The sequence below is a fragment of the Actinocatenispora rupis genome (assembly GCF_016861975.1).
GTDB classification, from domain to species: Bacteria; Actinomycetota; Actinomycetes; order Mycobacteriales; family Micromonosporaceae; genus Actinocatenispora; species Actinocatenispora rupis.
In genome coordinates this window covers 1-20067 of sequence record NZ_BOMB01000049.1, presented here as the reverse complement: position 1 = coordinate 20067, position 20067 = coordinate 1, and the positions used below count along the sequence as shown (strand labels likewise).

Here is a 20067-nt window from a genome sequence, read left to right as displayed (position 1 = left end):
AGGGGGCTTCGCCCCCTTTGGCAGGAGAGAGCGCGAGAGAGGACAGCGTCCTCTCTCGCACCCCCAAGCCCCGGCAGGGGCGGCGAACACCGGGGAAACAGGCAGCACGAGAGCAAGCAACACCCGGCGACTGGAGTCACACCAATACGCCAGCGAACGCGCTTCCGCTGGAGTCACACCAGTACGCCAGCGAGCCGCACAGGCACGCTGGCGTACAAAATCTATCCGGCGAGTGAGCGCACCCGCGCGTACACGTCGAGCACCGCCGCGGCGAGCGGGATGATGCCGACGAGCGCCAGGAACTCGACGACGTCGAGCAGCCGGGACCAGTACGGCGAGGGGTCACGGCCGACGACGCGGGTGGCGTGGACGGCGCAGCCGACGGCGACGAGGGCGATGACGGCGAGCAGCACGAGCCGTACGGTGAGGGATCCGACGAGCGCGACCCGTACGGCGGTGGCGGCGAGGACGGCGACGCCGAAGACGAGCAGGACGACGCGCTGCGCGACGAGCGCGTACGCCCGGGAGCGGAGGGCGAGCGCCAGTCCGGCGACGCCGGCGGCGGCCCAGCCGTACCGGGAGGTGCCGAGCAGCAGCACCGTCGATCCGGCGCACACGAGGACGGCGAGCGCGCCGAGGAGCCCGCTGAGCGCGTCCTCGGCGGCGGCGGTCTCGTCGATGACGTCGCGCCCGAGCACCGGGTTCTCCTCGGCGCGGAACGCGGCGACGTCGGACGGGATGCGCGGCAGCGGCAGCCGGCCGAGCCGCAGCGCGATCATCGGCAGCGCCGGGCAGACGGCGACGGCGAGCGCGATGGTGACGGCGGCCCCGCGTACGGGGGTGGTGCCGACGAGGACGGTGAGGGTCGCGGCGAGGCAGCCGAACGCGCCGGCAACGGCCACGCCGATGAACCACGCGACCCGGTCGGACACGGCGACGGCGGCGAGCACCGCGTACGCGGTGACGCAGGCCAGGCCGAGCGCGACCGCACCGGTACCGAATCCGTTGCCGGGCAACAGGAAGAGGCCGGCGAGCGCCGCGGCGGGCACCCCGGCCAGGCCGAGGACCGCCCCGGCCGTCGAGTCACCGTACGCCCGGGACAGCGCGCCGGCGCCGACCGCGAGCGCCAGCGCCAGCGCGCCCGGCCCGATCGCCGACCACGGCCAGCCGGGCCCGGCCAGCGCGACCGCCACCGCCAGCCCCGCGAACGCCACCGCGGCCACGCCCAGCGCCACCTGCCGCGCCGTTTGCCGCCGCCACCCGGTCGGGCTGTGCTCGGCGGCGGACGCGATCGCGTCGACCACGTCGTCGAACAGCAACGGAGCCGTCCGGGTACGACGCGGGTTCAGGTAGAGCACGTCACCGTCGCGTACGCCAGCGCGGGCCACGGTCAGGCCCGACTCGAACGCGGGCGCGCCGAGCCGGGACAGCGCCCAGCCGCTGACCGTACCGGCGGGGGCCGGCTCGGGCAGTTCGGCGCCGGTCATCGCGACGAGCTGCGGCAGCAACTCGGCCAGCGTGCTCTCCACCGGGAGCGCCACGTCGACCCGGGCCCGTGGACTGACCACGGTGACCCGGCGCGGCGTCGAGGACACGGCCATGGCGTCAGAGGTCGGTGCCGGACGCGTCCAGCACCGGCTTGAACTTCGCCGTACTGGCCTCGCCGAGCCGCTTCAGGCCGTCGTTGACGGCTTCCAGGATCACGTCGCCGAGGCTGTTCGCGTCGAGCCGCCGGGCCACGTCCGGGTCGATCGACACCTCGGTGAACCGCCCGGTGCCGCGCAGCTTCACCGTCACCTCGTTGTTCCGCGAGTAGCCGGTGATCTCCAACTCGGTGACGGACTTCTGGATCCGCTCCACCTCGGCCTGCTGCTCACGCACCCGGGCGAGCAGGTCGTCGATCTCCGTGTTCATGAACGCCTCCGGGGAATCATGCCGCGAGCGCACCGAGCGCCCGGCCGAGTGCCGTGCTCACCGTACCGGCGGCGGTCAGGTACGCGTCGCCGAGCGACCGCGCGCTGGTGAGGACCGCGCCGACCTGGTCGACGGGTACCGAACCGGCGGACGCGACGAGCGACGCGAACTGCCGGTCGAACTCCCCGCGCAGCCGGTCGATGTCCGACGCCGCCGACTCCAGCGCGTCCGCCGCGCCCGACAGGACGTCGGACTGGCGGCGCAACACCGTCGAACAGCCGGCGAGGTCGCGGCCGAGCGTACCGGCCCACTGCCGGTACGCGGTGGCCGCCGGACCGGTCCAGTCGTCCGACAGCGTACGGTCGGCGAGATCCGTTGCGGCGCCGTCGATCCGGTCCGCCTGCGTGTGGTGCGTACGCCCCGCGGCGCGCAGCGCGACCGGATCCCCGGTGGCCGCGCGCCGGTGGGCAAACAGGACCTCCGCGTACCTGTCGCGCAGCGTGCCCAGCACGCCCGACAGGTCGACGGTACTGCCGGCGAGCATCGCGCTCACCCCACGCTGACCTTGCCGGCGGCGTCGATGTCGACGTGCTCGACGATGTGGTCGGCGCCGGACGACACGTCCAGGTCGATCCCGCCGGCGTGGCCCGGATCGGTCTCGGTGGTGACGGTGACGGTCAGATCGCCCTTGTGCGCGGTGATCGTGGTCTCGTGCCCGCCCGCCGACCCGGCGTCCGTACCGGTCGAGCCGGTGTCGGTCGCGCCGGTGTCCGTACCGGTGGCGCTGCCGGCGTCGGCGTTGCCGCCGTGGTCGACCGGGAGCCACGCGTCCGTGTCACCGACGGCGATCCCGGCACCCGTCCCCGCCCCGGCCGTACCGCCGAGCGCGGCCGGCGTGTAGTTCATGAAGTCGCCGAGGCCGGAGGTGACCCCGTTGGTGGCCTGGCCGGGCACGCCGAGCAGGCCGGACAGGCCGCTGGCCGCCGTCGTACCGCCGGTCAGCGGGCTCATCGTGGGCAGCGTGCCGATGTTGCCGGTGAGGGCCTGCTGGCCGGTCGACGACGCGACCGTGTTCACCTGGCCGGGCGCGGTCACCTGGGTGCCCGACACCGAGCCGGTGTTCAGCGGCGAACCGTCGGATCCCTTGCCGAACAAGCCTTCCAGCGCCCCGATGATGCCGCTGATGTCCGTCAGTACGGTGCCGATCTTGGTCACGCCGAGCGCGTTCATGAGCGCGGCGATCGACTCGATGAACGTCCGCAGCGACGAGCTGGCCGCCGTCGACAGCGCGTGCGCCGCCGGCCGCGTCCAGTGGCTCGACATGAGCGCCGCCACCGTCGGGTTCACCGACGACACGATCGACCTGTACGCCGTCTGCACCACCTGGACCAGCCGGGCCGCCTCCTCCAGCAGCTTCGCCCCGTCCTGGATGGCCTTGATGATCTTCTCGAACTGCTGGAGCGAGTCGGAGATCTTCTGCAACGCAGACTCCGACGCCTTGCCGGACCAGACCTGGCCGAGCTGCTGACGCGCCCGGTCGAGGTCCTCCAGCAGGGTCACGAACTTCGCCGCCTTGCCCAGTACGTCCGTCACGTGCGACAGGATCGACTCGGGCTGGCCGGTGACGATCCGCGGCAGCATGGTGATGGGTCCGCCGCCCGCGGCCGTGGCGTCCATCGCACTGGAATTCGGGAACGCGATCACGACACACACCCCTCGTGGTACTGGTTCAACGTCAATGTCAGGCGACCGGGCGGTACACGCGAATCCGGCTGCCGTACGGGAGGTCGGGCCCGACCGGGCCGTGGTTGTAGAGCTGGCCGTCGCCGCCGGCCACACCGATCAGGGACTGGCCGTCGCCGAGCGAACCGGCCACGACCACGTCCCCGCGCTGGATCGCTGGTACGTCGGCGAGCCCCCGTGACTCGCCGGAGTACACGCCGATGACGCCGAGCCGGGACTGGTGCTCCGGATCGGCGTCGAGCCAGTCGGCGAACCCGCCCGCGTCGGCGAACCCGTCCGCCGGCACCGGCCGGTACGCCAGCTCGCCCATCCCGGTACGTGCCAGGTAGTCGAGCACCGTCCCGACCGAGTGCGGTGTGCCGGGGGACCCCGCGCTGTCGGTCACCGCGAACCCGGCGAGGTCCGCGGCGGACGTGGAGTGCCACAACGGCGACGTGCCACCGCCGTACGACGTGGCGAGGTTCCGGTCGGCCTCGTCGTAGTCGTTCGCGCTGCGGTGCACCGAATCGTTGGTGTCCCGCAACAGGTCCAGCAGCGACCGCAGGGCGCGGATCTGCTCGCCCTGCAGCTCGGTGTTGGCGGTCGCGACGGCGCCACCGAGCTGAGCGAACGAGGCCGGGTCGACGAGCAGCGACTCAAGGTCGAGCAGGGTGGTGATGGCCTGGACGAGGATCCCCGAAACGTTGCCGACTGCGGCGCGCATCGCCTCCGGCCGGGCCTCGTACTGACCGTCCAACCCACTCACCTCCCTCTGCTGTCGGCCACATCGTAGGTGCGTGGCGATGCCGCGATGAACGGCAAAAGTACCCATGGTCCCGGCTTGACGGCTGGGCAATGCGACCGGGCAGGATGGCTACCCGCAGGTACGCGTGAGGAGTGGGCGATGACCGTCGACACGGTACGGCGCCGGGGCAGGCGGCTCGCGCTGCCCGAACCGCCGAACGGGGAGATCCCCTTGCAGTCGCCGCCGGTGCTGCCGCGGGGCACCGGGCAGGGCGGCATGCAGCTGCTGTTCATGCTGCCGATGATGCTCGGCATGGGCGCCATGTCGTTCGTCTACATCGGACGGTCCGGCGGCGTCATGACGTACGTCTTCGGCGGGCTGTACGCGGGGGCCATGGTCGGCATGCTCGTCATGTCGCTCTCCCGTGGTGGCGCGGCGAAGAAGGCCCAGATCAACAACGAACGCCGGGACTACCTGCGGTACCTCGGCGGGCTGCGCGGCCAGGTGCAGAAGGTCGCGGCGAAACAGCGGGACGCGATGCTCGCGGGCGGACCCGACCCGGCCGACCTGTGGACCGTCGTCGGCACCGAACGGCTCTGGGAACGTTCCCGCGGCGACCGGGACTTCGGCCGCGTCCGCATCGGTACCGGCCCGCAACGGCTCGCCACGCCGCTGCGCGCGCCGCAGACCGCGCCGCTGGAGGACCTCGACCCGGTCTGCTCCACGTCGCTGCGGCACTTCATCCGGGCGTACGCGACGGTGTCGGGGCTGCCGGTGGCGATCTCGTTGCGCTCGTTCCACCGGATCACGCTGGTCGGCGACCGGGACGCCTGCCTCGACCTGGCCCGCGCCATGCTCGGCCAGCTCGCCACCTTCCACGCCCCGGACGACCTGCGCGTCGGCATCTGCGCCGCCGGCGACCGCTGGACCGACTGGGACTGGACGAAGTGGCTGCCGCACGCCGCCGACCTCGGCCGGGCCGACGCCGCCGGCCCGATCCGGCTGTGCGCCGACGACATGACCGCGCTGGCCGACCTGATCGGTACCGATCTCGGCGAGCGGGCGCCGTTCGGCCACCCGTCCGGGGTGGGGCTGCCGCACGTGGTGGCGGTCGTCGACGGCGGCCGCACGTACGGGGACAGCCGGCTGGCGCCGGACGGCGGGCTCGCCGGCGTCACCGTACTGGAGATCGGCGGCACGGTCGACGAGGCCGGCCCGGAGCCGGGCGTACTCGGGCTGATCCTGACGGACGGACGGGTCGGCATGGCCACCGCCGACGGCGTCGCGTTCGCCGGGGACGTGGACCGGCTCGACGCGAGTTCGGCGGAAGCGTTGGCGCGCTTGATGACCCCGCTGTACACGGGCACGCCGGTGCGGGACGAGCTGCCGCTGTCCGCGACGTTCGGGCTGGCGGACCTGCTCGGGCTGGGCGACCCGCGCGGCATCGACCCGGCCGTCACGTGGCGGGCTCGGGCGCCGCGGGACCGGCTGCGCATCCCGCTCGGCATCGACCCCGACGGCCGCCCCGTCGAACTGGACCTGAAGGAGTCCGCCGAGCACGGCATGGGGCCGCACGGCCTGGTCATCGGCGCGACCGGGTCCGGCAAGTCCGAGCTGCTGCGTACGCTCGTCGCCGGGCTCGCGGTCACGCACTCGTCCGAGACGCTGAACCTGGCGCTCATCGACTTCAAGGGCGGCGCCACGTTCGCCGGGATGACCGGGCTGCCGCACACCTGCGCGGTCATCACGAACCTCGCCGACGAGCTGCCGCTGGTCGACCGGATGGCGGACGCGCTGCGCGGCGAGATGGTACGGCGGCAGGAACTGCTGCGCGACGCCGGCAACTTCGCGTCCGTCCGCGACTACGAGCGGGCCCGGGAGGCCGGCGCCGACCTGCGCCCGCTGCCGTCCCTGCTGGTGATCATCGACGAGTTCTCCGAACTGTTGAGCAGCCGGCCCGAGTTCATCGACCTGTTCGTGATGATCGGCCGGCTCGGCCGGTCGCTCGGCATCCACCTGCTGCTGGCGTCGCAGCGGCTGGAGGAGGGCCGGTTGCGCGGGCTCGACTCGCACCTGTCGTACCGGGTGGGTCTGCGCACGTTCTCCGCGTCGGAGAGCCGCGCGGTCCTCGGCGTACCGGACGCGTACGAGCTGCCGCCGGTGCCGGGCTCGGCGTACCTGAAGGTCGACACGTCGACGCTGACCCGTTTCAAGGCCGCGTACGTCTCGGGCGACCTGCCGCCGCTGGACGGCTCCGGCACCGCCGCCCCCGCCGTCGTACGCCGGGCCCTGCCGTACACGCTGGCGCGGGTGCCCGAACCGAAGGCGGAGGTGGAAACGCCTGCCACACCGGCGATCCCCGGCTCGACACCGATCGGCGAGACGATCCTCGGCGCGATGGTGGCCCGGCTGGAGGGCCGCGGCCCGGAGGCGCACCAGATCTGGCTGCCGCCGCTGGCTGAACCGCCGAGCGTCGACGCGCTCCTCCCCCCGCTCGGCAGCGACCCGGTGCGCGGCCTGTGCCCCGTCAACTGGGCCGGCAACGGGCGCCTGACCGTACCGGTCGCGTTGGTGGACAAGCCGTTCGAGCAGCGGCGGGACCTGCTGTGGGCGGATCTGTCCGGGCAGGCCGGAAACGCGATCGTGGCCGGGGCGCCGCAGTCCGGCAAGTCGACGCTGCTGCGTACGCTGCTGGCCTCGCTGGCACTCACGCACACCCCGGCCGAGGTGCAGTTCTTCGTCCTCGACTTCGGCGGCGGCGGGCTGTCCGCGCTGGCCGGCCTGCCACACGTCTCCGGTACCGCGGCGCGGCTCGACGCGGAACGCTGCCGGCGCATCGTCGCGGAACTGACCGCGCTGCTGACCGAGCGGGAGAAGCTGTTCGCGGAGTACCGGATCGACTCGATGGCCACGTTCCGGCGGCGCCGGCGGGAGCTGCCGCACCCGGACGGCCGCGAGTTCGGCGACGTGTTCCTGTTCGTGGACGGCTGGATGACGCTCCGCCAGGAGTACGAGCCGCTGGAGCAGGCGATCACCACGCTCGCCGCACGGGGCCTCGGTTTCGGCATCCACGTGGTGCTGTCCGTCAACCGCTGGATGGAGGTACGCCCGCAGCTGCGCGACGTCATCGGTACCCGGTTCGAGCTGCGGCTGGGCGATCCGGCCGACTCGGCGATCGACCGCCGCGCCGCGCAGAACGTACCGTCGGGCGCGCCGGGTCGCGGGCTGACCGCCGACAAGCTGCACTTCCTGACCGGGCTGCCGCGCATCGACGGACGGTCCACAGTGGACGACATCACCGACGGTACGGCGGCGCTCGTGTCGCGGGTGTCGGCGTCCTGGAACGGCCCGCGCGCCCCGCAGGTACGGCTGCTGCCGACGGTGCTGCCGGCCGTCGAGCTGCCCGTACCGGCGAACCTGCCGCGGCGCGCGATCCCCGTCGGCATCGCGGAATCGGACCTGGGCGCGGTGTGCATCGACCTGTCGGTCGACCCGCACTTCCTGGTGTTCGGCGACACCGAGTCCGGCAAGTCGAACCTGCTGCGGATGATCGGCCAGGGCATCATGGCCCGCTACACGCCGGCCGAGGCGGCCGTCCTCGTCGTCGACTACCGGCACGGCCTGCTCGACGCGGTCGCCGGCGACCACCTCATGTCGTACGCCGCGGCCGAGCCGACGCTGACCGGCGTCGTCGGCGAGATCCGGCAGGCGATGCAGGGCCGGCTGCCCGGCCCGGACGTGACGCCCGAGCAGCTGCGCGACCGGTCCTGGTGGAGCGGCCCCGAACTGTTCATCCTCGTCGACGACTACGACCTGGTCGCCGTCGGCGGCCGCAACCCGCTGGCGCCGCTGCTGGAGTTCGTGCCGCTGGCCCGCGACATCGGCCTGCACCTCGTCCTCGCCCGGCACTCCGGCGGCGCCTCGAAGTCGCTCTACGAGCCCGTTCTGGGCCGCGTACGCGAGCTGGGCAGCCCCGGCCTGCTGCTGTCCGGTACCAAGGACGAGGGCGTACTCCTGGGCGACGTCAAGGCGTCCCCGCAGCCGCCCGGCCGCGGCACCCTGGTGAACCGCCGGACCGGTGCCGAGCTGATCCACCTCGCCCTGTTGGACGAGCAAAAGAGCTGATGTGGGTAATTCGGCCGTAGCGCGTCCGGCACTTGTGCCGTGCAATGGGATCACCGAGTTTCCCTAAGGTTCTGTGCAGACAACGAGAAGCGATCGAGAGGAGGTGGCCCGTCGTGGGTAGTCCGGGATTCCAGTCAGATTCCGCCGCCATGACCAAGGCGGTCCAGGGGTTCGACGAGACCGCGGCCGGTGCGGCCAAGACGATGGCCGAACTGGAGAACGACCTCGTATCGGTGCTCAGCCGGTACGCCGGTGACCAGGCCAACGCGTTCTGGCAGTTGCACACGAAGCTTCAGGACGACATGAAGGTCGCCAGCCGCGAGCTGGAGAACATGTCGAACCTGGTGAACCAGAGCTTCCACAACTACGGCAGTGGCGATGCGACGGTCTCCGACTCGTTCCGCAACCTCAACGGCGCCGTCGGCGCCGGCGGCAGTGTCCTGAACCGACTGTCCGGCGGAGCCGGCTGATCTTCGCGAGGAGTCACCCATGTCGGCCGATGTCATCAACGTAGAGTTCGGTGCCCTGCGCGCCAGCGCGGACTCGCTGTTCGCCAAGGCGAAGGCGCTCGACAACTACATGGACCAGCTGCACCAGCACCTGGCCCCCATCAAGGAGACCTGGTACGCGTCGGGCAGCTCCGCCGGCCAGGCCGCCGAGAACTCGGAGACCCGCCTGCGGTCCGCGATCGCCGACATCGTCGGCGTGATCGGTCAGTTCTCCGGCAAGGTCAACGAGGCGCACGACATCCAGCTCGCGCTGGAGAACAAGAACGCGGGCTACTTCCAGTAGCCCATCGTGCCGGCGGGCATTCCTCCCTACTACCCGCCCGCCGGCACCTCCGATCGCGCGGGGCCACGAGCCCCGCGCGATCGATTCGTTTGGGGCTGCGACCCACCGCGGGGCTGCGACCCCACCGCGTGACCCGACGACGATTCCGTCAGGACCTCCGAGCGGGAGCTGCCATGCACGACGACCAGTATTCGTTCCGCGTACATCTCCAGTCCCTCAAGGACTTCGCGCGCGAGCTGGAGACGCAGCTCGACGCCATCGGAAAGCCGACCGACGGTCTCGGCTCGCTGTGGAACCATCCCGTACTGCTGGGCGACTTCGGCGAGGCGCACGCGCTGTCCGACCACCACCAGTCCGCGGTACGGCAGATGCACGACCTGCTCGGCAACGTCCGCGAGGCGATCGCGTTCGCCGGCGACGTGACGCACACCGTCGCCGACGGGTACGAGCGCACCGACCAGGACATCGCCGCCGCGCTCGGCGTCTCCCAGTCCGACAGGAGCTGCTGACATGGGCACCGACTTCAGCCAGTACAGCCACCAGCAGCTCGTCGCGATGCTGTACGCCGGGGATCCGAAGACGGCCCGCGGCGCCGGCAGTACGTGGGACGCCACCGGCGGATCGCTGCACGACCGGGCGAACGACCTGGAGAAGCAGCTCCATTCGTTCAGCGACAAGTGGTCCGGTGGCGCGGCGCAGCAGTACCACACGATGATCACCGACCTGGCGAAGGGCATCCGCAAGGTCGCCGACACCGCGTACGACGTGCGCGACCTGACGTACTCGTCGGCGGAGGCGCTGGAGGACGCGCGCCGCAAGATGCCGCAGCCGGTGAGCGTGCCGGACCTGTCGCCGAGCACCGTGCAACTCGCCACGACCCCGCTGTCGCTGGACCCGTCGCTGCCGTCCGACGTCGTACAGTCGTTGGCCAGCAAGCAGAACGACGCGGTCAAGGCCGTACAGGACCACCAGGCGGCGGCGCAGGCCGCGGACGGCGCGCACCAGCAGGCGGTCCAGGTGATGAGCCAGCTCGCCGGGCACTACACGGCGGCCGACTCGTCGATGCCGGTCCCGCCGGACGCCGCGCCCGCCCCGTCGGTACCGCAGGACGGCTCCACCGCGACGCCGACCACGCTGCCGGCCCTCAACACCTCGCTCGGCACCGCTGCCGGTTCCGGCGTCCCCACCACCCTTCCGGTACTCGTCGGCGCCGGTGCGGTGGCGGCCGGGACCAGCCCGCTGTTCGGGCGGATGTTCACGGCGGGACTCGCGGCGGCGTCGGCCGCGTCGGCGGGCCGGTTCGGCGGGCTGATGCCGAAGCTGCCCGGGTTCATGCGGCGCGACAAGGACAAGGACGGCAAGGCGGCGAAGACCGGCGCGCTGCCCCGTACCGGTGGGGCGGGCGGCGGCGGTGGCGGCGGCGACTTCGGCGGCGGCGGTGGCGGTACGGGCGAGGATCCGTCCGCGAGCGCCACGCTGTCCGGCGGCGCCACGGGTACGTCGGCCGCCGCGTCGCTCGGTACCGCGGGTGCCGCCGCGGCGGGCACGACCGCCGGCCGGGGCATGGGCATGATGCCGATGATGCCGATGGGCGCCGCGATGGGCGCCGGCGACATGGGTGGCGGCCGGCGGATCCCGCCGTGGCTGGTGGAGACCGAGAACGTGTGGGGTGAGACCGCGATCGTCGCCCCGCCGGTGATCGGCGAGGACACGCCGTGACCGGCTTCCTGGCCCGGCCGGAGGCGCTCAGCGGCGCCGCCGAGTCGTTCGCCGGCCGGGCCACCGACCTGTCGGGCCTGACCGGCGAACTCTCCGGGTCGCTGCCGGCCGGCGCGTTCGGCGGGCTCACCGAGTCCGGCACCCTCCAGTCGGCGTACTCCGCGGCGCTCGGCACCGTCGGCTCGTCCGTACGGGACGGCGGCCGGTCGATGTCGACCCTGGTGACCGGACTCCGCGCCAGCGCGGCGAACTACCTCGGCGGGGACGCGGACGCCGCCTCGGCGTACCGGTCGCTGTTGGGGGCGGACGGCACCGGCTCGGGTGGCGCGTTCGCGGACCGGATCGCGGCGAACCGGCAGAAGGTCGGCGACGCGCTGACCGCGGAACGGGCCCGCCTGGACCAGCTGGAGGCCGAGGAGACCGCGCACCAGCAACGGAACTTCTTCGCCCGGCTGTTCGACGGCGACGGCCACCTGGACGACGACATCGCGTCGGCGCAGAAGCGCGTCGACCTGTACCAGTCGATCCTGGACGACAACCGGAAGATCATCGACTTCGACCCGAGCGGGCAGGGGCGCATCGTCGAGCTGGTCGGCGACATCTCCTCGGACACGAGGAACGTCGGCGTACTCGTCCCCGGTACGTTCGCCGACCTGGACAACTACCAGGGCCTGTACGAGCGGGCGAAGTCCTTCGTGGACGCCGACCCGACCGGCGGGCTGGCGATGGTGACCTGGCAGGACGGCGACTTCCCGCCGAACCTGCTGCACGCCGCCCAGGCCAGCTACTCGCAGGACCTGGCGCCGCGGCTGGCCGACTTCTCGCACCAGCTGCGGGACCAGATCGCGGCGTCCCCGGCCGCGGGCAACGACGTCCAGGTGACCGTCGCCGGCCACTCGTACGGCGGGGCCGTGGTGGGCCTGGCCGAGCACGACGGGCTCGACGCGGACCGGGTGCTGTCGGTCGAGTCGGCGGGCATGGGGCACGGCGACTGGTCCCCCACCGACCTGCACGACACCCAGCCCGACGTCCAGCGGTACTCGATGACCGCGCCCGGCGACCCCATCTCGTACGTGCAGGGGGTGGAGCTGGGCAACCTGGGGCACGGCGCCGATCCGGACACGTTCCCCGGCACCGTCGACCTGGCGACCGGCAACTACCCGGACGGCTCGGAACTGCACGGCGTGTCGGCGCACTCGGACGTCTTCACGTACCACTCGGACGCATGGTGGAACATGTACGGCGTGTTCACCGGCGGATCCACCACCCCGGCGCAGCCGTGACGTCGCCCGCCACGGTCGCCGACGCCGCGGACGTGCTGCGCACCGTCGTCCGCGACATCCTGTCCCGGCTGGGCGTACCGGCCGGGACGGGCTCGGTGACGCGGGACGTGTCGCTGTCCTGCGACGCCCGCTCGACCCGCTGGGAGTACAGCGTGCGGGCGTCCACTGTGGACACCGTGGACCCGGTCGGGCTGCTGCGCGCCGGGTACGGGCCGGCGGGGTGGCGGGTCGTCGACCGCAGCTCCCCGCGCGAGCAGGCGGTGCAGTTGAGCCGGGACGGGTACGACCTGGGCGTGCACGTCGCCGGCCGTACTGTCGTCGCCGGCGGGTCGACGCCCTGCTTCCGCGCCTGACCGCGGGGCGTGTGGTCGTTCACAGCGGCGGATCTCCGGTGACGGCGCCGGACCCGCGATGTATGGTTGCGGCGGCTCTGTCGTAGGACATGGGAGTTGAGATGGCGGGTGACGACGGCATCTCCGGGTGACCGCCTGGAGGACGGACCGGTGACGCGGCAGCGTCCCGAGGTCTGTCGGTCGTGCGTCCGTGTCCGCCGGGCGGCCGGTCGAGCTGCCTGATTCTCACGTCAGAGGTCTCTTTCTCATGGTTGACGCAAGTGTCGTGTCCTCCCGTCTGTCCTTTTCCTGGCCCGACGGTACGCCGGTGTTCCGCGACCTGTCCTTCTCCGTCGGCGCCGGGCGTACCGGGCTGGTCGGCGCCAACGGCAGCGGCAAGAGCACGCTGCTGAAGCTGCTCGTCGGCGAGTACCGGCCGACCGGCGGCAGCGTCACGACCCGGGGCGTCGTCGGGTACCTGCCGCAGACGCTCACGTTCGACGGCGAGCTGACCGTCGCCGAGGTACTCGGGATCGCGCCCGTGGTGCGGGCCCTGGCCGCCGTCGAGGCGGGCGACGCGAGCGAGGAGCACTTCACCACCATCGGTACCGACTGGGACGTGGAGGAACGCACCCGCGCGCAGCTGGACCGGCTGGGGCTCGGCGACGTGGAGTTCGACCGGCGGCTGGCGACGCTCAGCGGCGGCGAGGTCGTGTCGCTGGGACTGGCAGCACAGCTCGTCGCCCGGCCCGACGTACTGCTGCTCGACGAGCCCACGAACAACCTGGACCTGGCCGCCCGCCGCCGGCTGTACGCGGTGCTCGCCGAGTGGTCCGGCTGCCTGCTGGTCGTCAGCCACGACCGGGTACTCCTCGACGGGATGGACCGCATCGCGGAACTGTCGCCCGGCGAGATGCGCACGTTCGGCGGCAACTTCACCGCGTACGAGGAGGCGTTGCAGGCCGAACGGGACGTCGCGGAACGGCACATCCGCAGCGCCGAGCAGGAGGTCAAGCGGGAGAAACGGGAGATGCAGCAGGCCCGGGAACGCGCCGCGCGCCGCGCCGGCAACGCGGCCCGCAACCTCGGAAACGCCGGCATGGCGCGGATCGTGGCCGGCGGGCTGAAGCGGCGCGCGCAGGAGTCGGCCGCCCGGTCGAACGAGACGCACTCGGCCCGGCTCGACGCCGCGCGCACCCGCCTCGACCAGGCCGAACGGTCGCTGCGCGACGAACGCACCATCACCCTGTCCCTGCCGGGTACGGCGGTGCCGGCCGGCCGCACCCTGTTCGAGGGCACCGGCCTCGCCGTACGACAGGGCGACCGGTACGTGTTCCGCGACCTGGACCTGTCCGTCCGGGGCCCCGAGCGGATCGCGCTCACCGGGGCGAACGGTGCGGGCAAGTCCACGCTGCTGCGCGTCGTCGGCGGCGAGCTGACCCCCACCGACGGCACCGTACGGCGGGCGGAGGGGCGGATCGCCGCGCTGTCGCAACGCCTCGACCTGCTCGACCCCGCGCGTACGGTGCTGGAGAACCTGGCCGCCGCCGCACCCGACCTGCCGCGCGACCGGCGGATGAACCTGTTGGCGCGCTTCCTGTTCCGCGGCGCGCGCGCCGACCTGCCGGTCGGCGTGCTGTCCGGTGGCGAACGGCTCCGCGCCACCCTCGCCTGCGTCCTGTACGCCGAGCCCGCGCCGCAACTGCTGCTGCTCGACGAACCCACCAACAACCTCGACATCGCCAGCGTCGCACAGCTGGAGAGCGCGCTCACCGCGTACGAGGGGGCGTTCGTGGTGGTCAGCCACGACGAGCGGTTCCTCGCCGACATCGGCGTGACGCGCTGGCTGCACCTCGCCGACGGCCAACTCACCGAGACCGACGCCGCAACCGGATAACCCTTGTGCCGCACCGGATCCGCCCGTTCGACGGGAGGAGCGCGGACTTTCAGCGGCGGGGGCGGAAGCCGTTGGCGCGGGCGCGGCGGGTCGCGGCGACGAGCAGCGTGGCCACGATCGCTCCGGCCACGGCGCCCAACCCGATCACGACCACCGGCGTACGGTGCGGGTCGAGGTGCGGCGTGGTCACCGCCGCGGCCTGCACCGTACGGGTCTTGGGCCGGGGCGTACCGCGATGGGTGGGCAGTTCGGCGGTGACCGCCGCGTACGGGTCGATGAGGCCGTGTCCGACGCGCGGGTCGTGGGACTGGGTGCCCCGGTCGGCGGTGGCCTCGATCCGGTCCACCACCGCCGCCGCCGTGGTCAGCTCCGGCCGGTACGCCCGCACCAGCGCCACCGTGGCGGCGGCGTACCCGGCGGCGGCGGCCGGGTCGTTGACGGGCCAGTTGTGCCCGACGTGGCCGCCCGCGCCGGCCGCGGTGCCGACCACGTCCGCGCCCGGCGCCGACACGTCGAGGTAGTCGCCGGTCTCGCCGGAGACCGCGGATCCGTTGCGGTCCACGGACGCCACGCCGAGTACCCCGGGCAGCGACGTCGGGTACGACCGGGCCGCGGCGCCGCCGTTCTGGCCGATGAGGGCCGGGGACACGACGACGATGCCGGCGGCGACGGCCGCGGCGACCGCCTTCCGGAGCTGCCCGCTGTCCTCGGTCGTGGGTACGGCGACGCAGACGACGTCGGCGTGGTGCTGCCGCGCGCTGTCGATCGCGGCGGCGAGCTGGTCGGCGCTCGGCGCGCCGCCGGATCCGCCGGCGTCGCCGTCCGCGGCGTCGGTGTAGTGCAGCGACAGGATCGACGCGCCGGGCGCCAGCCCGGAGAACGTGGTGCTGCCCCGGGGTACGGCCGCGATCATGCCGGCGGCGACCGTACCGCGGCCGTTGCAGTCCGGGTGGGTCTTGTCGACCTGGCCGAACGTCTCGCTGCCGGAGACGCGCCCGGCGAGCTGCGCGTTGCCCGGATCGACGCCGGTACCGACCACCGCGACGGTCTGCCCGGCGCCGGTCGTGAGCGGCCAGACCCGTTGCGGCGCAAGGAGTTCCTGCGCCCACGGCGTCCCGTCCCGGTACACGCCGGCCGGCGTGGCGCAGCGGTCCTCGGCCCACGCCGGTACGGGGGCGGCGACGGCGGTCGCCACCGCGACCGCGGCGAGGAGCAGTGCGGTGAGGCGTCTCATCGCGGTGTCCAGAGGGTGATCCGGGTGCCGCGGCCGGGCCACGACTCGATGTGCGCGGTACCGCCGACCTCGGCGAGCCGGGCCCGGACCGACTCGGCCAGGCCGAAGCCCAACCTGGCCTCGTCGACGACGAAGCCGCGGCCGTGATCGCGTACCACGACGCGGATGCCGCCGTCGGCGTCGTCGACGCGGACCAGCGCGTCGCAGCGGCCGGCGTGCTTGCGGGTGTTGCGCAGCGCCTCGCGTACGGCATCGCGGAGCGCGGTACGGCGGGCGGCGCACAGCCCGGACTCGTCGACGTCGGCGACGACGAGTTCGGTGGGCAGCCCGTCGACGACGGCCTCGGCGACCACCTCGGCCAGGTCGTCGGTGAACTGGCGCTGGACGTGGTCGGTCTCCTCGCCGAGCGCGCGGCGCAGCAGCCCGGCCTGGCTGCGGGCCATGCCGCGCAGTTCGGCCAGCGCGACCGCCGGTTCGGCGTGGTCGAGGCCGGCGGACAGGGCCATCGCCTCCAGCGTCTGGAGCACCGTGTCGTGCATGCCGCGCAGTACGCGGGCGCGTTCGGCCTGCCGACCGGCGCGCATCCCGACCAGCATCGCGAGCCGGACGCCCATCCCGAACAGCGCGAGTACGAGGGCGGTGAGGACCACCGCCAGCGCCAGCCAACCGAACCGGCCCAGCGCGCCGACCCAGTCGGATCCGGTGTCACTGAGCCAGTTCATCGCCGCCTGCGTCGGTACGGACAGCGCCAGCGGGAACAGGCTGGCGTGGATGCCGGCGGCGCCCGCCCACAGCACCACCGTGCCGACCAGGTACCCCCAGAACACGTCGTGGTACGGCGAGTCCAGCGGTCCCGGTACCGACGCGGCGGCCAGGACGTTCGCGGCGACGGTGACGACCAGGTCGGCCAGCAGCGCCGCGCGCAGCCGTCCGTCGGAGAGCACCGGACGGGTCAGGACCAGCGCGATCATCGCCAGGTTGAGCGCGCCGAGCGCCACCGCGACGGGAACCACAGGCCCCAGCCCGGTCACGCCGTACACGGCAAGCAGCATGCCGACGGGCACCGGCAACGCCAGCATCCGGTACGCGACCGGCGCGAGGAGCAGGTACCGTCCGGCGCGGTGCAGCAGCGCGTCCGGCCCGACCGGCCCGGCGGACGGGCCGAGCAGCATCGCGACCCGCCGCCATGCCGGTACCGGTTTGGGATCGGCCGCCTCGGTGGGAACGGGCGGGCCGACGGCGACGACCGCCACCCCGCCGCGCAGCAGCGTGCCGAGGAATCCGCCCTCTCCCAGGGCCCGGCCGATCACCGACCCGTCCCTCGACACGTCGACCGCACGACCGCCTCCCCAGGCGCGAGGAGTACGCCTCGCGTACCAAGGGTCTAGCAAGCCGGTGACCGTACGAGCAAGCCGAAAGCCCGCTGTTTTCCTTGATTTCGCCGTTATCGGGGGGCGGTTGTGGGGTTTCCCCCACAGTCACGGCGACGGCTCAGGCCGCCGCCTCCCCGGTCGCCGACTCCGCCGCGGTACGCCGGTCGCGGCGGTCACCGAGCAGCGACGCGACGGCCGCGACGACCATCATGGCCGCCGCCGCGACGAACACCACGACCAGCCCCGAGTGGAACGGCCCGGCGATCAGGTGCGGGAAGAAGTCCTTGCCCTCCAACGCCCCGCGGTTCACCCCGGGCCCGGAGATCTGGTCGCCGAGCAGCGTCTTGATCGGGTTGTACCCGAGGAACGCCGCGAACAGGCTGCCGACCGGCGGCAGCTGCCCGGCCTTCGCCGCGACGGCCGGGTCGACGCCCTGCTGCGTGAGGCCGGTGGTCAACGCCTGCGGCAGCTTCGCCGCCAGGCCGACGATCATCAGCGAGAAGAACACGCCGATGGACAGCGCCGAACCCGAGTTCATGAACGTGCCGCGCATGCCGGCCGCCGCACCCCGCTGGTTCGCCGGTACGGCGCCCATCACGGCCGACGCGTTCGGCGACGAGAACAGCCCGGAGCCGAGCCCGTTGAGCGCCACCATCACCGCGAACAGCCAGTACGGGAAGTCGACGGGGATCAGTACGAGCCCGACGAACGTCGCCGCGGTCAGCAGCAACCCGACCGCCGCGAACAGCTTCGTACCGAAGCGGTCGGACAGCGCGCCCGAGATCGGCCCCGCGACGAGGAACCCGAGCGTCAGCGGCAGCAGGTAGATGCCGGCCCACAGCGGCGTCGACTCGTAGTCGTAGCCGTGCAGCGGCAGCCAGATCCCCTGCAACCAGATGATCAGCATGAACTGCAGGCCGCCGCGGCCGACCGCGGACAGCAGGCCGGCGAGGCTGCCGCCGGCGAACACCCGGCTACGGAACAGGCCGAGGTGGAACATCGGCTCCGCCACCCGCGTCTCGATCACGCAGAACGCGATGAGCAGCGCGGCGCCGCCGATGAGCCCGGCGAGTACCCAGGGGTTCGTCCAGCCGGTCGTGTGCCCACCGTACGGCTGGATGCCGTACGTGATCGCGGCGAGCAGGACGCCGAGCCCGACCGCGAACGTGATGTTGCCGGGCCAGTCGAGCTTGCCCTTCGTCTTCGTACCCAGCTCGTGCAGCGACCGGTACGACCAGATGGTGCCGATGATGCCGAGCGGCACGTTGACCCAGAACACCAGCTTCCAGTCGATCTCGGCGAGCACCCCACCGAGTACCAGCCCGATGAACGAGCCGGCGATCGCGGCGACCTGGTTGACGCCGAGCGCGGTGCCGCGCTGCCGCGCCGGGAACGCGTCGGTGAGGATCGCGGTCGAGTTCGCGAAGATCATCGCGCCGCCGACGGCCTGCACCACGCGCCAGCCGATCAGCCACAGCGCGCCCGGCCCCTGGTCGAGCGGATCGAGCGCGAGCGCCACCGACGACACGGTGAACACCACGAAACCCAGGTTGTACATGCGGACCCGGCCGACGAGGTCACCGAGCCGGCCGAGCGAGACCACGAGTACGGCGGAGACGAGCAGGAAGCCCATCAGCATCCACAGCAGGTAGCTGACGTTGCCCGGGGCGAGCGGGTTGAGGTGGATGCCGTTGAAGATCGCGGGCAGCGAGATCAGCACGATCGACGAGTTGATCGTGGCGAGCAGCATGCCCAGCGTGGTGTTCGACAGGGCCACCCACTTGTAGTGCGGGTGGTCCCGGTCGAACCGGCCGGAGCGGGACTTGGCGGCGGGTCTGGCGGGCGCCTCGGACACGTACGAACCTCCCATGGTCTTTCCCATGGAGAAGGTTAGTTACTTCATGCTAACTAATGGCTGTGACGGTGACCACCGAACGACGGCACGGGGCGGCGCGGGGTGGCACGGCTTGGCACGGCTTCGTACCGGATGAACGGGAAAGAACGTGACGGACAGCCAGTCCGTCCCCACGCAACTCCCGCGAGGCACGATGCATCCACGAGCCCGGTACCGCACGGGAACGGAAGAACCCAGGGGCGACGGTCGGCGCAACGTACGCCGGTGGTCACCCCTGCCAGAACGGGCCGGGACCGGCGGGTGAAGCCGTCACCCCGCCGGCCCCGGCCGTACCAAAAGCTCAGCGGTACCAAAGCTCAACGGTCCCGGCTCAGCGGTTCCCGACTCAACGGTCCCGGCTCAGTGGTCGCGGTGGCCGTCGCGCCGGTCGCGGTCGCCGCGGTCCCAGTCACGGTGGCCCCAGTCGCCCCGGCCGTGCCGGTCCCGGTCGCGGTGCCGGTCGCGGTCCCGGCCGTCGACGTCGCGCTGCCAGCCCCGGCCCCACACCGAGCCGAACACCGCGGACAGCGCGATCGGCAGGAAGATCAGCCACCAGACGTGCGTGGTGGCGGCCAGGCCGATGCCGACGATCCACGACACGCCCATGAACCCTGCGGCGGCGCGCTGCACGACGGTACCGCCGGGCGGGCGCCGGGCCGGCGACCTGTCCTCCGGTACGGCGGGGGGCTCGGCCGGCGGCTCACCGAACGTCGGGTGTGGCGCCGGCAGGTCGTCGAACAACGCCGACAGATCGTCCCGGGTACGCGCGTCGGTCACCTTCGCGGACCGGTCACCGTACTCGTCGATGTCGAGGCGGCCGGCGGACATGTGCTCGCCCAGGGCCGACAACGCCGACTCGCGCTCCTTGTCACCGATCCGCAGACCGGTCGGACGCGGGTCCTCCCCTGACTTCCCGCCATCGCTCACGCCACCATGCTACGACCCGGCCGGGCGGGCATGATGAGCACGACCGCGTTGGCGGAGGTCCGCACCGGATGCCCGGCACCGGCACCGGCGGCCGGTTCCGTCGGGATCCC

Annotated in this window: 17 protein-coding genes; 8 read left to right on the top strand and 9 right to left on the bottom strand. The window is 72.7% G+C overall.

What is annotated here, in order from left to right; genetic code table 11:
• Nucleotides 1–221: 221 nt before the first annotated feature.
• The 5 genes from eccD to Aru02nite_RS33580 all read right to left on the bottom strand — a co-directional run bounded on the left by eccD (nucleotide 222) and on the right by Aru02nite_RS33580 (nucleotide 4402).
• Nucleotides 222–1601, bottom strand: coding sequence for a type VII secretion integral membrane protein EccD (eccD, locus tag Aru02nite_RS33600; RefSeq protein ID WP_203664367.1), 1380 nt, complete (start codon nucleotides 1599–1601; stop codon nucleotides 222–224).
• A gap of 4 nt (nucleotides 1602–1605) precedes the next feature.
• Entirely contained in the window at nucleotides 1606–1914 is a 309-nt protein-coding gene (locus tag Aru02nite_RS33595; protein ID WP_203664366.1) for a YbaB/EbfC family nucleoid-associated protein, read from the bottom strand.
• Nucleotides 1915–1930: 16 nt separating this feature from the next.
• Nucleotides 1931–2467 (bottom strand): WXG100 family type VII secretion target, encoded by a 537-nt coding sequence (locus Aru02nite_RS33590; RefSeq protein ID WP_203664364.1) that lies wholly within the window; start codon nucleotides 2465–2467, stop codon nucleotides 1931–1933.
• The gene (locus tag Aru02nite_RS33585; RefSeq protein ID WP_239077117.1) at nucleotides 2464–3591 is read right to left on the bottom strand and encodes a WXG100 family type VII secretion target; all 1128 of its coding nucleotides are present in this window, start codon (nucleotides 3589–3591) and stop codon (nucleotides 2464–2466) included. The genes Aru02nite_RS33590 and Aru02nite_RS33585 overlap by 4 nt, the downstream gene beginning before the upstream one ends.
• A gap of 64 nt (nucleotides 3592–3655) precedes the next feature.
• Complete coding sequence (locus tag Aru02nite_RS33580) at nucleotides 3656–4402, bottom strand: WXG100 family type VII secretion target (protein WP_203664361.1); 747 nt, start codon at nucleotides 4400–4402, stop codon at nucleotides 3656–3658.
• A 138-nt stretch (nucleotides 4403–4540) separates the two neighbouring features.
• On the opposite strand from Aru02nite_RS33580, the gene eccCa reads away from it, so the two are divergent.
• The 8 genes from eccCa to Aru02nite_RS33540 all read left to right on the top strand — a co-directional run bounded on the left by eccCa (nucleotide 4541) and on the right by Aru02nite_RS33540 (nucleotide 14529).
• Nucleotides 4541–8506, top strand: coding sequence for a type VII secretion protein EccCa (gene eccCa, locus Aru02nite_RS33575; RefSeq protein ID WP_203664359.1), 3966 nt, complete (start codon nucleotides 4541–4543; stop codon nucleotides 8504–8506).
• Nucleotides 8507–8655: 149 nt separating this feature from the next.
• A complete protein-coding gene (locus tag Aru02nite_RS33570) occupies nucleotides 8656–8976 on the top strand; it encodes a hypothetical protein (protein ID WP_203664357.1) in 321 nt (106 codons plus the stop codon).
• A 19-nt stretch (nucleotides 8977–8995) separates the two neighbouring features.
• Nucleotides 8996–9298, top strand: a complete 303-nt coding sequence (locus Aru02nite_RS33565; RefSeq protein ID WP_203664355.1) for a WXG100 family type VII secretion target — start codon at nucleotides 8996–8998, stop codon at nucleotides 9296–9298.
• Nucleotides 9299–9471: 173 nt separating this feature from the next.
• Complete coding sequence (locus Aru02nite_RS33560; protein ID WP_203664353.1) at nucleotides 9472–9807, top strand: DUF2563 family protein; 336 nt, start codon at nucleotides 9472–9474, stop codon at nucleotides 9805–9807.
• 1 nt (nucleotide 9808) lies between these two features.
• Nucleotides 9809–11017, top strand: a complete 1209-nt coding sequence (locus Aru02nite_RS33555; RefSeq protein ID WP_203664351.1) for a WXG100 family type VII secretion target — start codon at nucleotides 9809–9811, stop codon at nucleotides 11015–11017.
• The gene (locus tag Aru02nite_RS33550) at nucleotides 11014–12300 is read left to right on the top strand and encodes an alpha/beta hydrolase (RefSeq protein ID WP_203664349.1); all 1287 of its coding nucleotides are present in this window, start codon (nucleotides 11014–11016) and stop codon (nucleotides 12298–12300) included. Before Aru02nite_RS33555 ends, Aru02nite_RS33550 begins: the two co-directional genes overlap by 4 nt.
• Nucleotides 12297–12653 carry a hypothetical protein gene (locus Aru02nite_RS33545; RefSeq protein WP_203664347.1) on the top strand — a complete coding sequence of 119 codons (357 nt, stop codon included), beginning with the start codon at nucleotides 12297–12299 and terminating at the stop codon, nucleotides 12651–12653. The genes Aru02nite_RS33550 and Aru02nite_RS33545 overlap by 4 nt, the downstream gene beginning before the upstream one ends.
• Before the next feature lie 247 nt (nucleotides 12654–12900).
• On the top strand, nucleotides 12901–14529 hold the full coding sequence (locus Aru02nite_RS33540) for an ABC-F family ATP-binding cassette domain-containing protein (protein ID WP_203664345.1): 1629 nt from the start codon (nucleotides 12901–12903) through the stop codon (nucleotides 14527–14529).
• Between the two features lie 49 nt (nucleotides 14530–14578).
• Here Aru02nite_RS33540 and Aru02nite_RS33535 read toward each other — a convergent pair whose 3' ends face one another.
• The 4 genes from Aru02nite_RS33535 to Aru02nite_RS33520 form a co-directional block, all read right to left on the bottom strand.
• Nucleotides 14579–15763, bottom strand: a complete 1185-nt coding sequence (locus Aru02nite_RS33535) for a S8 family serine peptidase (RefSeq protein WP_203664343.1) — start codon at nucleotides 15761–15763, stop codon at nucleotides 14579–14581.
• Nucleotides 15760–17073, bottom strand: coding sequence for a sensor histidine kinase (locus tag Aru02nite_RS33530; RefSeq protein WP_203664342.1), 1314 nt, complete (start codon nucleotides 17071–17073; stop codon nucleotides 15760–15762). The genes Aru02nite_RS33535 and Aru02nite_RS33530 overlap by 4 nt, the downstream gene beginning before the upstream one ends.
• A 181-nt stretch (nucleotides 17074–17254) precedes the next feature.
• Complete coding sequence (locus tag Aru02nite_RS33525; protein WP_203664341.1) at nucleotides 17255–19006, bottom strand: MFS transporter; 1752 nt, start codon at nucleotides 19004–19006, stop codon at nucleotides 17255–17257.
• A 384-nt stretch (nucleotides 19007–19390) separates the two neighbouring features.
• Nucleotides 19391–19957, bottom strand: a complete 567-nt coding sequence (locus Aru02nite_RS33520; protein WP_239077116.1) for a DUF1707 SHOCT-like domain-containing protein — start codon at nucleotides 19955–19957, stop codon at nucleotides 19391–19393.
• Nucleotides 19958–20067: the final 110 nt, after the last annotated feature.

Bases quoted from the DNA above. Each gene is read 5' to 3' on its own strand.
- Aru02nite_RS33525 (WP_203664341.1), bottom strand. From the start codon at position 19,006: ATGGGAGGTTCGTACGTGTCCGAGGCGCCCGCCAGACCCGCCGCCAAG.
- Aru02nite_RS33535 (WP_203664343.1), bottom strand. From the start codon at position 15,763: ATGAGACGCCTCACCGCACTGCTCCTCGCCGCGGTCGCGGTGGCGACC.
- Aru02nite_RS33595 (WP_203664366.1), bottom strand. From the start codon at position 1,914: ATGAACACGGAGATCGACGACCTGCTCGCCCGGGTGCGTGAGCAGCAG.
- eccCa (WP_203664359.1), top strand. From the start codon at position 4,541: ATGACCGTCGACACGGTACGGCGCCGGGGCAGGCGGCTCGCGCTGCCC.
- Aru02nite_RS33570 (WP_203664357.1), top strand. From the start codon at position 8,656: ATGACCAAGGCGGTCCAGGGGTTCGACGAGACCGCGGCCGGTGCGGCC.
- Aru02nite_RS33560 (WP_203664353.1), top strand. From the start codon at position 9,472: ATGCACGACGACCAGTATTCGTTCCGCGTACATCTCCAGTCCCTCAAG.
- Aru02nite_RS33555 (WP_203664351.1), top strand. From the start codon at position 9,809: ATGGGCACCGACTTCAGCCAGTACAGCCACCAGCAGCTCGTCGCGATG.
- Aru02nite_RS33540 (WP_203664345.1), top strand. From the start codon at position 12,901: ATGGTTGACGCAAGTGTCGTGTCCTCCCGTCTGTCCTTTTCCTGGCCC.
- Aru02nite_RS33565 (WP_203664355.1), top strand. From the start codon at position 8,996: ATGTCGGCCGATGTCATCAACGTAGAGTTCGGTGCCCTGCGCGCCAGC.
- eccD (WP_203664367.1), bottom strand. From the start codon at position 1,601: ATGGCCGTGTCCTCGACGCCGCGCCGGGTCACCGTGGTCAGTCCACGG.
- Aru02nite_RS33585 (WP_239077117.1), bottom strand. From the start codon at position 3,591: ATGGACGCCACGGCCGCGGGCGGCGGACCCATCACCATGCTGCCGCGG.